Raw genomic sequence first — 15,281 nt, forward strand, 5'->3', positions numbered from 1 at the left:
CACGGCCTTAGTTCGCCGCCTTGCAGTCCTTGGCATAGCGGTCGCCGTAATTCTCGAAAACCTTCTGCACGATTTCGGTCTGGAACTTGCCGTCTGGACGCTTGGCGACCTTGGTCAGGTAGAAATTCTGGATCGGATAGCCGTTGGTGTTGAACTTGAAGGCGCCGCGCAGCGAGGTGAAGTCCGCCTTCTTCAAAGCGGCGGCGACCGCGTCCTTGTTGGAGAGATTGCCCTTGACGGCCTTGACCGCGCTGTCGATCAGCATCGCGGCGTCATAGGCCTGGAAGGCGTAGGTGCCGGGCACGCTGTTATAGGTGGCCTCATAGGCGGCAACGAACTTCTTGTTCTGCGGATTATCCAGGTTGGGCGCCCAGTTGGCGCCACCGAACATGCCGACGGCCGCGTCCTGCTGCGCCGGCAAAGTCGAATTCATCCACCGTGAACGCCGAGAGCACCGGAATGCTATCGGCCAGCCCTGCCTGCCGGTATTGCTTGACGAGATTGACGCCGAGGCCGCCCGGCATGAACGTGAACAGCGCATCGGGTTTCTGCGACGAGATCTTGGAAAGCTCCGGCTGGAAGTCCAGCGTGTTCAGCGGCATGTAGGATTCCTCGACGATCTCGCCCTTGTAGTCGAGCTTGAAGCCCGCCACCGAATCCTTGCCGGCCTGATAGTTCGGGACCATCAGATACATGCGCTTGTAGCCGCGATCCTGCGCGACCTTGCCGAGGATCTCGTGCACCTGATCGTTCTGGTAGGAGGTCACATAGAAGAACGGGTTGCAGTCCTTGCCGGCAAACGTCGACGGGCCGGCATTGGGGCTGATCAGGAAGGTTTTCGATTCTGTGATGGGCCGGTGGATCGCCTGGAGGATGTTGGAGAAGATCGGGCCGACCACGAAGTCGACCTTGTCGCGCTCGAGCAAGCCCTTGACCTTCGTCACCGCCGCATCCGGCTTCAATTCGTCATCCGCGACGATCACCTCGACATCGCGTCCGCCCATCTTGCCGCCGAGATCCTTCACCGCGAGCGCAAAGCCGTCGCGGACTTGCTGGCCCAGCGCAGCGGCTGGCCCCGACAGGGTCACGACCACGCCCAGCTTGATTTTCTCCTGGGCGAGGGCAGGGCTCATCGCGGTGCCGAGCAGCATGGCGGCTGCGGCCAAGGTCATTTGCGTCTTCATGATCTGTCCCTCGTGACGATCGGCTTGCGCTGCAAGCCGCGTACTCCAATCCAAGCTTATGCCGATGATGGCCGCCGCGGCAAGCCGAGCTCGAGGCGTCGCATCCGGCGGGCAGCGGCGCATGCAAGCGGCGCGCCAATTATTTGAAGCCTAAAGAAATTGACGTGCGGTCGATTGTTGCAGCTTTGGACTTGCAGCCGGCCCCGATTTATTTGAAGCTCAAAACGTTAGGGAATCCGTGCCGGCGCCAATGCCGGCCGTGAGTGACTGCATCAACATGCTCGATTCCGAGACCAAGGCCGTCGAAACACCGGAGGATCATGCCGAAGAGCTTCGGCTGTGGCTGCGGCTGTTGACCTGCACGACCCTGATCGAAGGGGAAGTCCGCGGCCGGCTGCGGCAGAGATTCGACGTCACTTTGCCCCGGTTTGACCTGATGGCGCAGCTCGACAAGGCGCCGGACGGCATGACCCTGTCCGATGTCTCCAAGCGCATGATGGTGTCGAACGGCAACGTCACCGGCCTCGTCGAGCGGCTGGTGGAATCCGGTCATCTCGACCGGCGCACCTCGGAGACCGACCGCCGCGTCCAGGTGATCCGCCTCACTAAGCTCGGTCGTGCCGAGTTTCGCAGGATGGCTGCGGAACACGAAACCTGGATTGCCGACCTCTTCGCCGATCTGACGCCGAAGGACGTGCGCGAATTGATGCGGCTCCTGGCCAGGACCAAGGCGTCGGCGCAGAAATCGGCCGCGCGCCGCCGGCCCTAGCAGGCGGGCGGGCGGGCCGCCGAACCCATTTGCCGCAGGAAAAAGCAAGGAGTGCCCAAAATCCGCTATTGCGCCAAATTGTTTTAAGCCTAAAATGTTTTCCAGATCGTGCTGCCGGGTGCAATCCATGCTGAAAGGAGCGTGCGATGGCCAACGCCGCCAAGGTTCAAGTGTCGGGCTCGTGTGACGGCAATACTGCGACGGCCCATGTCGATACGTTCGCACGGCAACATCTGCCGCCGCGCGAGCTCTGGCCCGAATTCACCTTCACGCGGCCGGAGCTGCGCTACCCAACGCGATTGAACTGCGTCAGCTATTTCCTCGATCGCTGGGTCGAGCAAGGCCACGGCGATGCGCCTTGCGTCATCAGTCCTGCGGTCAGCTACACCTATCGCGAACTGCAGGCCCTCGTGAACCGCATCGCCAACGTGCTGGTCGGCAAGCTGGGTCTCGTGACCGGCGGGCGTGTGCTGCTGCGCTCGGCCAACAATCCGATGATGGTCGCGACCTATCTCGCAGTCATCAAGGCCGGCGGCATCGTCGTGGCGACCATGCCGCTCTTGCGGGCCAAGGAGCTGTCATATCCGATCCAGAAGGCTGAGATCACGCTCGCGCTGTGTGACGGAAAGCTCTCCGAGGAGATGGAGAAGGCGAAAGCCGCGGCGCCGGGCTTCAAGCACGTGGTCTATTGGGGCAATGGCGCCTCCGATTCGCTCGAAGCGCTGATCGCGGATGCGAGCCCGGAGTTCAAGGCTGTCGATACCGCGTCCGACGACGTCTGCCTGATCGCCTTCACGTCGGGCACGACAGGCGATCCCAAGGGCACCATGCATTTCCACCGGGACATGCTGGCGGTCTGCGACGGCTATGCGCGCAACATCTTGCGCGCCGAGCAGAAGGATCGCTTCGTCGGCTCGGCCCCGCTCGCCTTCACCTTCGGCTTCGGCGGTGTGTTGTTTCCGATGCATATTGGCGCCTCCTTCGTGGTGCTGGAGAAGACGACGCCGGACGACATTCTGAACGCGATCGAGCAGTACAAGACCACGGTCTGCTTCACGGCGCCGACCGCATACCGGGCCATGCTCGGCAAGCTCGCGGGCCGTGACATCTCCTCGCTTCGCAAATGCGTCTCCGCGGGCGAGACGCTGCCCAAGCCGACATTCGAGGCCTGGCTGAAGGCCACTGGCATCAAGCTGATGGACGGCATCGGTTCGACCGAACTGCTGCACATCTTCATCAGCGCGACCGAGGACGAGATCCGTCCCGGCGCAACCGGCAAGGCGGTGCCGGGCTATGAGGCCAAGATCGTCGACGATGCCGGCAACGACGTGCCGCCGGGCACGATGGGCCGACTAGCGGTACGGGGGCCGACCGGCTGCCGTTATCTTGCCGACGAGCGGCAACGGAAATACGTCCAGAACGGCTGGAACATCACCGGCGACACCTATCTGATGGATAGCGACGGTTATTTCTGGTACCAGTCGCGCTCCGACGACATGATCGTCTCGGCCGGCTACAACATCGCAGGCACGGATGTCGAGGCAGCGCTGCTCACGCATCCGTCCGTCGTCGAATGCGGGGTCGTCGGTGCGCCGGACGAGGCACGCGGCATGATCGTGAAGGCCTATGTCATCGCCGCGCCCGGTGTGACGCCGGACGCGCAGCTCGTGGCCGAGTTGCAGGAGCATGTCAAACGCGAGATCGCGCCGTACAAATATCCGCGCGCGATCGAATTCGTGACGCAATTGCCGAAGACCGAGACCGGCAAGTTGAAGCGTTTTGCCCTGCGTCAGCTGGCGCAGGCCGCGGCGACGTCCTCAGGCGTCGCTGCGGAATGAGAGAGGGATAGAGAATTGTCCGCGACGACGCCAAAAGGCCCGCAGCTCGCGGTGCTGCCGACGGCAGCCGAGCACGAAACCCGCTCCCGGGCGCAGATCCTCCAGCCGTCCGGCTGGCCAATGCCGAAGGGTTATGCCAACGGCATGGCTGCCGATGGGCGGATCGTCGTCACCGGCGGAGTGATCGGCTGGGATGCCGAAGAGCGTCTCGCGGACGGCTTCGTCGCGCAGGTGCGCCAGACCCTGAGCAACATCGCCGAAATCCTGGCCGAAGCGGGCGCCCGGCCCGAACACCTCGTGCGTCTGACCTGGTATGTCGTCGACATGGACGAGTACCTGGCCAATCTGAAGGAGCTGGGCAGGGTCTACCGCGACGTCTTCGGAGCGTACTATCCTGCGATGGCGCTGGTTCAGGTGGTCCGGCTCGTCGAGAAGGCGGCGCGCGTCGAAATCGAGGCCACCGCCGTCATTCCTCGCTGAGTTCGGCCCTGATCAGCTCGCCTTGATCAGCTCGCCTTGGCGAGCTCGCCGTCCTCTGGCGAGTTCAGATAGACGCCGGACATGGTGTCGACCCAGCAAAGATGGTCGTGCACCGTCTTCACGCCTTCGACGTTCTCCGCCGCAACGATGGCCGCCTGCCGTGCGCGTTCTTCGGTGATGACGCCACTGAGGTGAACGATGCCGTCACGGACGATGACGTTCAGCCCGAACGGGCACCAGTCGTTCTTCTCCATGATGTCGATGATGCGGCCGCGAATGTGATCGTCGTCCGCCGTCGGATCCGGTACCTCGCGAGCGAGCCCCGCCACCGCCTGTAGCAAATTGGCGCGGGATACGATTCCGACGACGTTGTCGCCGCGCACCACCGGCAGCCGCTTCACGTTGTTCCGTTCCATGAGATCGACGATCTCCGCGAGCGCCGTGTCCTCGGTGATGGTCACGACCGAAGCTGTCATCACCTCCGAGACCTTGCGGCCATGCTCGTGGACGAAGTCGCTGGCCGATTTGCCCGGACCGAGGATGAATCTCAGCCAGCGCCCCCGCTTGCGTCCGGTGCCGATTTCGCTGCGGCGGATGAAATCTCCTTCCGAGACGATGCCGACCAGCTTGCCGGTATCGTCGACGACCGTGAGGCCGCTGACATGCCGCTTCAGCATGATGTTCGCCGCCTCGACGATGCTGGTGTCAGGAGTAACCGAAATGACCGACCGGGTCATGATCTGGTGGGCGCGCATGAAGAACTCCGCTGGCTCGTCGAATGTCGATGCGCAAAACCTAGCGGGGACGTCGAGATGCGGTTTGACCCAGGTCAAGCGGACGAGGCCGCTTGGTCCTGGTTCAGCGATTGTGATCTGGGCCGGATTTGATGCAGCTCAACGCGCATCCGAAGCGTCGCCATATCCTGCTGCCGACGTAGACCGGAAGCCGGCAGGGAACATTCAGCCATGAGCGTCGTGCAGAAATTTCCACGGGCCGATGAGCCGGCGGCGCACGCGCTCGTCAATCCCGTTGCCGGCCCTCGAGCCGCTGCGGCAGGCCCCGAAAAGCCCGCAGGCAAGCCGGTCACCGCAGATCTCCCGCCTGCATCGGAGCCGTATCCCCTCGACCGCGCGTTTCATGCCATGCTGGCACGGTTCACGGGCGGGATTTCGCCAATGGCCTTGTCGCTCGCCTGGCTCGACTGGAGCTCGCATCTCGCCGCAGCCCCACAGCGCCAGATGGAGATTTCCCGCAACGTTCTTCGCGACACCGGCCGGCTGCTGGAAGCTGTCGCGCACGCGACGTCGCAAAAACCGTGGTCCGTCATTCAGCCGCAGGGACGCGATCGCCGCTTCAGGCAACCGCAATGGGAGGTCCCGCCGTTCAATCTGCTAGCACAGGCGTTTCTGCTTGCAGAGCGCTGGTGGCACGATGCCACCACCGGCGTGCGCGGCGTGTCGCATGCAAATGAAGCCATCGTCGAGTTCTCGGTGCGCCAGATGCTCGAACATGCTGGCGCCGTCGAATTTCGCGGCGACCAATCCGCAGGTGCTGGAGAAGGCGTTCCAGAGCGGCGGGGAAAATTTCGTCTTCGGCTGGCAGAACTGGTGCAGCGATCTGATGCGTCTGCTTTCGGCATCGAAACCGGCGGGCCACGCGCAATTTGTCGTCGGCAAGACGGTGGCGGCTTCGCCCGGCAACGTCGTCTATCGCAACGAGCTGATCGAGCTGATCCAGTACCATCCGACGACTGCGCAAGTGCGGCCCGAACCGATCCTGATCGTGCCGGCCTGGATCATGAAGTACTACATTCTCGATCTGTCGCCGCAGAATTCGCTGGTCAAGTATCTGACCGCTCAAGGCTTCACTGTGTTCGCGATCTCCTGGCGCAATCCGGATGCCAACGACCGCGATGTCGCCTTCGATGACTATCGCAAGCTGGGCGTCATGGCCGCGCTGGACACGATCGGCCGGATCATGCCGGATCGGAAGACCAATGCGCTGGGCTACTGTCTGGGCGGAACGTTGCTATCGATTGCCGCTGCCGCAATGGCGCGCGACGGCGACAGGCGGCTCGGCACGATCACGCTCCTTGCCGCCCAGACCGACTTCACCGAGGCCGGCGAACTGACGCTCTTCATCAACGAGAGCCAGGTCGCTTTCCTCGAAGACATGATGTGGCAGCGTGGCTATCTCGACACGACGCAGATGGCCGGTGCGTTCCAGCTGCTGCGCTCCAACGAATTGATCTGGTCGCGGCTGTCTCATGACTATCTGATGGGCGAAAGCAGTCCGCCAAGCGACCTGATGGCCTGGAATGCCGATGCGACGCGGCTGCCTTATCGCATGCACTCGGAGTATTTGCGCCAACTGTTCCTCAACAATGAGCTGGCCGAAGGCCGCTATCGCGTCGAAGGCAGGAGCATTTCGCTCTCGGACATCCATGCGCCGATGTTCGTGGTCGGCACGCTGGCCGATCACGTGGCGCCGTGGCGATCCGTCTACAAGATTCACTATCAGGTCGATGCCGACGTGACGTTCCTGTTGACCAGCGGCGGCCACAATGCCGGCGTCGTCGCTCCGCCGGATGACCCTGGGCACAGCTATCAGGTGATGACCAAGGCCGCGGACGCGCCCTATATCGGTGCAGATGAGTGGCTGAAGCTGGCTCCGCGAGTTGAGGGCTCCTGGTGGCCGGAATGGGCCGGATGGCTGGCGGCGCGCTCCGGAGAGCCCTGTGATCCGCCGCAGACCGGGCTTGGCGACGACGCTTCAGGCCTGCCCGAAGCGCCGGGAGACTACGTCCGCACCTAGTCCTCAGGCTCTGCATTTGGCGCGAGGTCTGAGGAGCGGAAGGGCTTGGCCTTGTCCAGTTTGCGGTAAGCCGCCGCGGCGGTGCGCAACAGCTTCTTTTCCCGTTTGCGGTCGAGGAAGCGAGTGCCGGCCTCGAAGCCGACACCGTTCAACGACGCCGCCAGCGTTTGCCCTCGCGCATCGTCGTTCAATTGCCCGAGAGATCTTTGCGCCTTGCGCAATTGCTTGAGGATGGACTTCTGCTTCGTCGCTGATCCGTCGGCGAACAGATCCGTCAGCGATTCGACCGAATAGGTCATCCGCTTATTGAGCAGCCGCAGCTTGTGCCGTCTCTCGACGTCGAGCTTGCTCAGCTTCCGGGCCTTCTTGAGCAGTGTCGTCTCCCATTCGGTCAACCGCGCTGTCGCGTGGTCGGCGAGCGAGCAGCGACGCAATCTCATGGCCTCCTTGCTGCGCCGCGTCGACCAGGGGCCGCTCTCGATCCAAGCCGAGGTCTGCTCGACCAGGCGGCGATAGCGTGCGGATTGCAGCGCGCGTGCCAGCAGGCGGTGGCTCTCGGCGCGCTTCTCGTCCCAGTGCTGGAGTTCGGCGATCACGGCGAGCTCGTTGCCACTTTCGGCGACGATCCGCTCGATCGCCACGTCGAGGTCCCGCACCATGCCGAGCTGGCTGTTGAGCCATCTCAGCTCGGCCCAGACATTCGGCCGCAGCGCGTCGTCGACCATCGGCGCGAAGAAGCGGATGGCGGTGCGCAGATGCGTCAGCGCGATCCGGATCTGGTGCAGGGCATCGGGATCGCCGCGGCAGGTGCCGTCGTGCTGGGCAAGGACGGCATCGAGGTGACGGCGCGCGATGATCCGGAACGCCGTGTCGCAGGCCATGCCGGGGCTGAGGCGGCCGGGCAGCGCATTGCGCCGCGTTGCCGGCATTGCGCGGGCGGTCGTCGAGATCGTGCTGGGTCGCGCCATCCTTGCCCGCGTCAATCAGATTGCCTTATTTGACCTCAGCGATTGCGTCCCGGCAGCTCTGGAGCGTCTGCTCTGGTGTCCCGGATGCATCGATGGTCGCCCAACCGACATGACCGATATTATAGCGCTCCTGCTGCGCGGCAACCTCTTGCGTGGCGTCGGACGCATCTCCCCGGCGGCTTCCGATTCGCGCCTGCCGGGTCGCGAGGTCGGCGACGAGGAACAGGCCGTTCAGCGGCACGTTGCGCTCGCGCGCCAGTGTGGCGATCGCGTCTCGTTCGCCCTCGGCGGCGAATACACCGTCGATGATCGCCGAATGGCCTTGAGCCAGCGCGCGCCGGGCGTAACGAGCCAATGTGCCGTAAACCCGGGCCGTGACCTCTGGCGTGTATGCGAATGGCGGCAGTCGCTGCGTGTCCTCGATCCCGAACATCTGCTTGCGGACGATGTCGCTGCGCAGCACGATCGCTCCCGGCTGTGGCGCGACGACCGGTGCGAGCGCGCGCGCCAAAACCGTCTTGCCGGTGCCGGATAGTCCCCCGACCGCAATCAGACGCGGAGCGGGAGGATGGATCAGCATCCGGGCGAGGCCGAAATAGCGCCGTGCATCGTCAAGGATGCCGACATCATCAGAACGCGGCGGCTTTAGCCGTGCCAGCGCCACCTGAGCGCGGATCGCCGCCCGGATCGACATGAACAGCGGCAGGGCCGAGAGCGCGTCGAGATTGTCGGATGGCGTCGCAGCGAGATATCGGTTCAGGACGATGTTGGCCGCGAGCGGTTGATCGTGGTGCAACAGGTCCATCAGCGTGAATGCGAGATCGTAGAGCACGTCGACAGTTGCCATCTGGGCATCGAACTCGATCGCGTCGAACAGGACTGGCCGCCCGCCGATCAACACGATGTTCGCAAGATGCAGGTCGCCGTGGCAGCGCCGCACAAAACCCTGCTGGCCGCGCTCTTCGAGCAAGGTGCGGAGGCGCAGAAACATCATCTGCGAAGCCCTGCCGAGTAGCGCGATTTCTTCGGCGTCGAAATGGTTGCCTTTTCCCAGGCCATTGCAGTTGCCATCGATCAGGCCGAGGATGGAGGAGATCCACGCCTTGCCGTCGGAGCGGCTCGCCGCCGCATGCGAAGCCACGATCGCGTCGGCGGCAGCCGAAGCTAGATTCTCATCTAGCGGGCCGGCCTTGGCCAGATGATCCAGCGTCTGGCTTTCGTCGAAGCGCGACATGTCGACCGCATACTCGATCGGCCGGCCGGGCCCGTCGATCTTCACCGACCCATCCGGCTCCTCCGTGATCGCCACGACGCTATGATAGATCTGCGGCGCCAGCGGCCGGTTGATCCTGATCTCCTCCTCGCAGGCCGCCTTGCGCTTGTCGAGCGTCGAATAGTCGAGGAACGGAAATTGCACAGCCCGCTTGATCTTCAGCGCGCGGTCGCCGTCGAGAAATACCGAAGCCGCGTGGGTATCGATCCGTCTCACGCCAGGACGTCCAGTCAGGAACTGGAATATCCGGTCCTGGGCCTCCGTCTCATCTCTGATCGACTTTGGCATCTGCCTCACCGTCAGGGCGTCAGGACGGCCGCGCCGAGAATCTGGCCATTCCGCAGCATTCTCAGAACTTCGTTGGCCTGATCGAGCGGAAATGCTGTGGTCTCGGTGCGTATGCCAGCTTGCGGGACGATCCGGAGAAAATCGAGGCCATCCTGCCGGGTCAGATTGGCCACCGAGACCAGCTGCCGTTCCTCCCAGAGCAGCTCATATGGAAAGCTTGGAATGTCCGACATGTGGATTCCGGCGCACACGACGCGGCCGCCCTTGCGTACGACGCGCAGCGCGGCCGGGACGAGTTCGCCAGCTGGCGCGTAGATGATGGCGGCGTCGAGCGGCTCGTCCGGCGTTTCGTCAGAGGCCCCTGCCCAGACGGCGCCGATACGACGTGCAAGGCCTTGCGCAGCGGCATCGCCACGCCGCGTGAATGCATAGACGGATCGTCCCTGCCAGACCGCAACTTGCGCGATGATGTGGCCGGCCGCGCCAAAACCATAGAGGCCGAGCTTGTTGGCAGAGCCGGCCATTACCAGCGAGCGCCAGCCGATCAGCCCTGCGCACAGCAGAGGAGCAATCTCCACGTCATTGCCGTTTTCGCCGAGTGGAAACGCGTAGCGCGCGTCAGCGATGGTGTGCGTTGCGTAGCCGCCGTCGCGCGTGTAGCCGGTGAAGAGGGGCGCGTCACACAGGTTTTCCATGCCGTCCCGACAGAACCGACACTTGCCGCAGGTAAAACCAAGCCAGGGAATGCCAACCCGATCGCCGGGCGCATGCGTCGCAACGTTCGGACCCACGAGATCGACCCGGCCGACAATCTCGTGGCCAGGCACGATCGGATAGCGAATATCGGGTAGCTCGGCGTCGACCACATGAAGATCGGTGCGGCATACTCCGCAGGCGCTGACCTTCACCCGGATCTGGCCTTCGCCGGGAATAGGATCGGGCCGCTCCTCCATCCGGAGCTGCGCTCGTGAGGCCGGCAACACCATCGCACGCATGAACCTCTCCGGGGCGAACCGCTCGGACTGACTTATTCATAGAATGGCCGAGCGGCCAGTCCTTGATGTTGGTCAACGGGCCGTCGCCAACCGACAGGACGGAGTTCCCCGGGCTTGACGAGGATCAAGCGTCCCGATGAAGGCCGGGCTATGCTGACGGCCAAGGAGAATCCCGATGGCCATCAAGGACGTCTTTCTGCCGCTTGTCGGCCAGCCGCGCCGGCCGCTTTTAGCCGCGATCGAGAAATGCGTGGCTGCCGCCGCGGACCTCGGCGCCAGGATCACCGCACTTGCGCTCGAGGAAGATGTTTTCGTGCGGCCGAAAGTGCTGCTGCCGGACGATGCCGCTGCGGCCGAGGCAACGGGGTTGCTTGGGACCGGCGACATGCAACTGCTCCTGAATGCCTTCACAGATGCATCGTCCCGCGCCGACATTCGCGCTCACGGCCGATCGGCCAAGGTGCCGGCAGACCAGATCGCCTCGATCCTGGCCGAACATGCGCGCTTCAGCGATCTCACGTTGCTCCCGGTGAAGCCGCACGACAGCCGAACGGAACACATCATCGAGACGCTCCTGTTCGAATCCGGGCGGCCGCTTCTGCTCTGCCCGGAACAGCACGTCGATGAGCTGCGACCGGAATTCGAGAATGTGATGATCGCGTGGGATCACTCCGCGCGTGCGGCGCGTGCGGTCGGCGATGCGCTGCCGGTCCTTCAGGCGGCCGCATCGGTCCGCGTGGTGACCGTGGCGGACGAGAAGACCGACGCGATCGTGCAATCCGGAACGGCTCTCGTTGGCCATCTCAGGGAACACGGCGTTCACGCCTCGTTCGAAACGGCGAAATGCGGCGGCAATTCGATCGGAAAGGTGCTCGGAAGCTGGGCGAATTCCCATGCGATCGATGCGATCGTGATGGGCGCCTATCATCATTCGCGCCTGAACGAGATCGTTTGGGGCGGTGTGACAAAGACCGTCATTGGCCAGCCACCGTGCTGGGTTATGATCTCGCACTAGGCACGCAGTTTCCAGCCTGATCTTCCATCCTCGGAACCGCCAGCGACCGGGCGCATTTGCTTTCATGTCCACCTACCGCCTGAAGAATCTGCTGTCACCGCGTTCGGTCGCGCTGGTCGGCGCGAGTGCCCGCCCGGTCTCGGTGGGACGCGCCGTCCTGGAGAACATCCGCGGCGCCGAGTTCAAAGGACAGTTTGGCCTCGTCAATCCGCGCCATGCCGAGATCGGCGGCATCGCCGCGGTGAAGAGTCTGGACAGGTTGGACTTCGTCCCCGAGCTCGTGGTCATCACCGCGCCGGCGCGGGAGGTTCCCGGCATCATCGATCAGGCCGGACGTCGCGGCTCGGCGGGCGCGCTGATCGTCTCGGCCGGGCTCGGCCACGGACCGGGATCCCTGCACGAGGCTGCAATCGCCGCGGCCCGCAAGTACGGCATGCGGCTGATCGGTCCGAACTGTCTCGGCATCATGATGCCCGCCGTAAGCCTCAATGCCAGCTTCGCCGCGCACATGCCAGGCGCGGGAAATCTCGCGCTGATCTCGCAATCGGGCGCGATCGCGGCCGGCATGGTCGATTGGGCGGCGCAGCGCGGCGTTGGCTTCTCCGGCATCGTCTCGATCGGCGATCAGATCGACGTCGACCTTGCCGATCTGCTCGACTATTTCGCGATGGATCACAAGACCCGCGCGATCCTGCTCTATATCGAGGCCATCAAGGACGCTCGCAAGTTCATGTCGGCGGCGCGCGCCGCCGCGCGCGTGAAGCCGGTCGTCGTGGTGAAGTCCGGCCGGATGGCGCAGGGGGCGAAGGCCGCGGCCACGCACACCGGGGCGCTCGCCGGCGCCGACGCCGTCTATGACGCCGCGTTCCGCCGCGCAGGCGTGCTGCGGGTCTCCGATCTGCGCGAGCTGTTCGATTGCGCCGAGACGCTCGGTCGCGTCGAATCGCCGGCGGGAAAGCGCCTCGCCATTCTGACCAATGGCGGTGGCATCGGCGTCTTAGCCATCGATCGATTGGTCGAGCTTGGCGGAATTCCGGCATCGATCTCGGCGGACGCGCGCAAGAAACTCGATGACGTGCTGCCGCCGACCTGGTCCGGTGCAAATCCCGTCGATATCGTGGGCGACGCCGACGCCGCGCGCTACGCAGCGGCGCTGGAGGTGCTGCTCGCCGATCCCGACAATGACGCCGTGCTTGTCCTCAACGTGCAGACGGCGATCGCCTCGGCGGCCGACATCGCCACGACCGTGACAGAGCTCGTCGGAAAATACCGTGAGCAGCACCGCCGCTGGGCAAAGCCCGTCCTTGCCGCCTGGGTCGGAGCCGACCAGAACATCATTCAGACGCTCTCCGGCGCGGGCATTCCGAACTACCCGACCGAGGATGATGCCGTGCGCGGCTTCATGCATCTGGTCCGGCACCGCGAAGTGGTTGAAGAATTGAGCCAGGTTCCGCCCGCGATGCCCGACACGTTCGTGCCGGACGCCAAGGCGGCGAGGCAGATCGTCACTGCCGCGATCACAGACGGCCGTCAATGGCTCGAGCCTGTCGAGATCAAGCACCTGCTCGAAGCCTACGACATTGCGATGGTGCCGACCTATGCCGCAACCGATGTCGAGCAGGCGGTGGCCTATGCGAACGACATGTTCGCGAAAGGCGCCACCGTCGTGCTGAAGATCATGTCGCGTGACATCGTCCACAAATCAGATGTCGGCGGTGTCATCCTCAACCTGACCACGCCGGATGCGGTGCGCGCGGCGGTCACCGACATTCTCGACCGAGCGAGGAAGCTGCGACCCGAAGCCCGCATCGGCGGTGTCATTGTCCAAGCGATGGTGGTCAAGGCGAAGGCGCGCGAGCTGATCCTCGGTCTTGCCGATGATCCCACCTTCGGCACCGTCGTCGTCTTCGGCCGAGGCGGGACGGCTGTAGAGATCATCAACGACAAGGCGCTTGCGCTGCCGCCGCTCGACCTGCAGCTCGCCCGCGACCTGATCGACCGCACGCGCGTGTCACGGCTGCTTCGCGCCTACCGGGACGTGCCGGCAGTGAAGCCGGATGCCGTCGCCATGGTGCTGGTCAAGCTGGCGCAGATGGCCGCCGACATTCCCGAAATCCGCGAATTCGACATCAACCCGCTGCTCGCGGACGAAACCGGCGTGACCGCGGTCGATGCCCGCGTTGCCGTGGGGCCGCCGCAGCGGAAGTTTGCAGGCTCCGGGCCGGCCAATTTCGCCGTTCGGGCCTATCCGTCACAATGGGAGCGCCGCCTGGAGCTGAAGGACGGCTGGCGGATCTTCGTGCGGCCCATGCGCCCCGAGGACGAGCCGACCATCCACGAATTCCTGCGTCACGTCACGCCGCACGACCTCCGCCTGCGCTTCTTCGCACCGATGAAGGAGTTCACCCACGAGTTCATCGCGCGCCTGACTCAGCTCGATTATGCGCGCGCGATGGCTTTCATCGCATTCGACGGGGAGACCGGCGAGATGGTCGGCGTCGTCCGGCTCCATTCGGACTCGATCTACGAGAGCGGCGAATACGCCATCCTGCTGCGGTCCGATCTCAAGGGCAGGGGACTCGGATGGGCCCTGATGCAGCTGATCATCGATTATGCGAAGTCGGAAGGGTTGAAGACCATATCGGGCGACGTGCTCCAGGAGAACATCGTGATGCTCGATATGTGCCGGCAGCTCGGCTTCGAGGTCAAGCCGGATCCTGCCGAGCCTGATATCTGCGACGTCAGGCTGAAGCTCTGAGCGCGCGCTTTAGGAGTGCGCTTCAGCCGACGTTGCGGTGGATTTCCTGGCCGTCGTTCGCAAATTCTTGACGATGATCGCAATCAGCGGCACCAGCACCGGCACGACGGTGCTGAGCGGATGATGCACGGCGCCTGACACCTGGACCTGGAGCGCGCGCGCCTCGAGCTGAAGGGCTTCGATGGATGCGTCATGAATTTCGTTCGCAAGTTCGATGTCACGCCCTGACGGAGCGCGGCCGGCGACCATGAACAGAGCGGCCGCGATGACGAAGTTGACGGCGCCGAGGATGGCGGCCGCAGTAATCGCACTCCAGATCTGCACCAGCGCGAAATAGGCCGAGAGCTCCAGCATCAGGAGTCCGAAGGCCGCGATCAGCGCCGCGAAGGCGCGAAGGCCAAGCCCCATCAACAGATGGCGAAGCCTGATGTCCGCGATGATCCGATCGGTGCGCCACAGCACGCGCAGATGTTTGACGACACTCTCGGTATTCACCTAATGCCTCCTCAGCATGAAGCCGACCACCACGCCGAGCGCAAACGCGGAGGCGAGCGATGTGATCGGCCGATCCGCAATGAGGCCCTGAAGCTGCTCCTGCTCATCGTCGACGGTCTCGCCGAGCTCGGTGAGCGCAGCCCTGATCTGATCGGCCAGCGCCTCGGCCCGATCTTTCGAACTGTCGTAGATCTCCTCGCCGGCGGTGCTCAAAAGGCGCGTGACGTCAACCTTCAGCGCTCGCAGTTCGTCGCTCATCTTGTCGCTATCGAACATGGATTTGATGTCCCCATTGATCCGCTAGCGAACCTAGGATCCGCGGGCGCAACGGTACTTGATGTGCGTCAAGGAGGTGCGGTGTTGTCCTGGTCTTGAGACAGGTCAACCCGGCCGCCACATGCTGG

The 15,281-nt window shown here is 63.9% G+C and carries 11 protein-coding genes and 2 pseudogenes; 6 read left to right on the plus strand and 7 right to left on the minus strand.

Annotated features, from left to right (window positions below; translation table 11 throughout):
• Window positions 1–7 precede the first annotated feature (7 nt).
• Window positions 8–1,307, minus strand: a pseudogene (locus tag ACSKB8_RS23730) (ABC transporter substrate-binding protein).
• 127 nt (window positions 1,308–1,434) lie between these two features.
• On the opposite strand from ACSKB8_RS23730, the gene ACSKB8_RS23735 reads away from it, so the two are divergent.
• From ACSKB8_RS23735 to ACSKB8_RS23745, 3 genes are all read left to right on the plus strand, one after another.
• Window positions 1,435–1,953 carry a MarR family winged helix-turn-helix transcriptional regulator gene (locus tag ACSKB8_RS23735; RefSeq protein WP_164934521.1) on the plus strand — a complete coding sequence of 173 codons (519 nt, stop codon included), beginning with the start codon at window positions 1,435–1,437 and terminating at the stop codon, window positions 1,951–1,953.
• Window positions 1,954–2,099: 146 nt separating this feature from the next.
• Window positions 2,100–3,791 carry a benzoate-CoA ligase family protein gene (locus tag ACSKB8_RS23740; protein WP_438106743.1) on the plus strand — a complete coding sequence of 564 codons (1,692 nt, stop codon included), beginning with the start codon at window positions 2,100–2,102 and terminating at the stop codon, window positions 3,789–3,791.
• Window positions 3,792–3,806: 15 nt separating this feature from the next.
• Window positions 3,807–4,271, plus strand: a complete 465-nt coding sequence (locus ACSKB8_RS23745) for a RidA family protein (protein WP_438106745.1) — start codon at window positions 3,807–3,809, stop codon at window positions 4,269–4,271.
• A gap of 26 nt (window positions 4,272–4,297) precedes the next feature.
• Here ACSKB8_RS23745 and ACSKB8_RS23750 read toward each other — a convergent pair whose 3' ends face one another.
• A complete protein-coding gene (locus ACSKB8_RS23750) occupies window positions 4,298–5,026 on the minus strand; it encodes a CBS domain-containing protein (RefSeq protein ID WP_438110655.1) in 729 nt (242 codons plus the stop codon).
• A gap of 210 nt (window positions 5,027–5,236) precedes the next feature.
• Between ACSKB8_RS23750 and ACSKB8_RS23755 the strand changes: the two are divergent.
• Window positions 5,237–7,085, plus strand: a pseudogene (locus ACSKB8_RS23755) (PHA/PHB synthase family protein).
• On the opposite strand, the gene ACSKB8_RS23760 reads toward ACSKB8_RS23755, so the two are convergent.
• The 3 genes from ACSKB8_RS23760 to ACSKB8_RS23770 are packed head-to-tail and all read right to left on the minus strand — an operon-like array spanning window position 7,082 to window position 10,609.
• A complete protein-coding gene (locus ACSKB8_RS23760; protein WP_438106747.1) occupies window positions 7,082–8,053 on the minus strand; it encodes a CHAD domain-containing protein in 972 nt (323 codons plus the stop codon). The pseudogene ACSKB8_RS23755 and the gene ACSKB8_RS23760 sit on opposite strands and share 4 nt — an antisense overlap.
• 25 nt (window positions 8,054–8,078) lie before the next feature.
• On the minus strand, window positions 8,079–9,614 hold the full coding sequence (locus ACSKB8_RS23765) for an AAA family ATPase (protein ID WP_438106749.1): 1,536 nt from the start codon (window positions 9,612–9,614) through the stop codon (window positions 8,079–8,081).
• A gap of 11 nt (window positions 9,615–9,625) precedes the next feature.
• Window positions 9,626–10,609 carry a zinc-dependent alcohol dehydrogenase family protein gene (locus ACSKB8_RS23770; protein ID WP_438106751.1) on the minus strand — a complete coding sequence of 328 codons (984 nt, stop codon included), beginning with the start codon at window positions 10,607–10,609 and terminating at the stop codon, window positions 9,626–9,628.
• Between the two features lie 175 nt (window positions 10,610–10,784).
• Here ACSKB8_RS23770 and ACSKB8_RS23775 point away from each other — a divergent pair, with 175 nt between their 5' ends.
• Window positions 10,785–11,624 (plus strand): universal stress protein, encoded by an 840-nt coding sequence (locus ACSKB8_RS23775; RefSeq protein ID WP_438106753.1) that lies wholly within the window; start codon window positions 10,785–10,787, stop codon window positions 11,622–11,624.
• 64 nt (window positions 11,625–11,688) lie between these two features.
• Entirely contained in the window at window positions 11,689–14,382 is a 2,694-nt protein-coding gene (locus tag ACSKB8_RS23780; RefSeq protein WP_438106755.1) for a bifunctional acetate--CoA ligase family protein/GNAT family N-acetyltransferase, read from the plus strand.
• A gap of 9 nt (window positions 14,383–14,391) precedes the next feature.
• Here the strand turns inward: ACSKB8_RS23780 and ACSKB8_RS23785 are convergent, their stop codons facing one another.
• Window positions 14,392–14,877, minus strand: a complete 486-nt coding sequence (locus tag ACSKB8_RS23785; RefSeq protein WP_438106757.1) for a phage holin family protein — start codon at window positions 14,875–14,877, stop codon at window positions 14,392–14,394.
• A complete protein-coding gene (locus tag ACSKB8_RS23790) occupies window positions 14,878–15,153 on the minus strand; it encodes a hypothetical protein (protein WP_438106758.1) in 276 nt (91 codons plus the stop codon).
• Window positions 15,154–15,281: the final 128 nt, after the last annotated feature.

Source organism: Bradyrhizobium sp. BR 1432 (assembly GCF_051547705.1).
In the GTDB taxonomy this organism is placed as follows: Bacteria; Pseudomonadota; Alphaproteobacteria; order Rhizobiales; family Xanthobacteraceae; genus Bradyrhizobium; species Bradyrhizobium zhanjiangense.

Excerpts from the sequence above, each read along its gene's own strand:
- ACSKB8_RS23735 (WP_164934521.1), top strand. The coding sequence starts at position 1,435 with ATGCCGGCCGTGAGTGACTGCATCAACATGCTCGATTCCGAGACCAAG.
- ACSKB8_RS23760 (WP_438106747.1), bottom strand. The coding sequence starts at position 8,053 with ATGGCGCGACCCAGCACGATCTCGACGACCGCCCGCGCAATGCCGGCA.
- ACSKB8_RS23790 (WP_438106758.1), bottom strand. The coding sequence starts at position 15,153 with ATGTTCGATAGCGACAAGATGAGCGACGAACTGCGAGCGCTGAAGGTT.
- ACSKB8_RS23750 (WP_438110655.1), bottom strand. The coding sequence starts at position 5,026 with ATGCGCGCCCACCAGATCATGACCCGGTCGGTCATTTCGGTTACTCCT.
- ACSKB8_RS23740 (WP_438106743.1), top strand. The coding sequence starts at position 2,100 with ATGGCCAACGCCGCCAAGGTTCAAGTGTCGGGCTCGTGTGACGGCAAT.
- ACSKB8_RS23780 (WP_438106755.1), top strand. The coding sequence starts at position 11,689 with ATGTCCACCTACCGCCTGAAGAATCTGCTGTCACCGCGTTCGGTCGCG.
- ACSKB8_RS23770 (WP_438106751.1), bottom strand. The coding sequence starts at position 10,609 with ATGCGTGCGATGGTGTTGCCGGCCTCACGAGCGCAGCTCCGGATGGAG.
- ACSKB8_RS23765 (WP_438106749.1), bottom strand. The coding sequence starts at position 9,614 with ATGCCAAAGTCGATCAGAGATGAGACGGAGGCCCAGGACCGGATATTC.
- ACSKB8_RS23775 (WP_438106753.1), top strand. The coding sequence starts at position 10,785 with ATGGCCATCAAGGACGTCTTTCTGCCGCTTGTCGGCCAGCCGCGCCGG.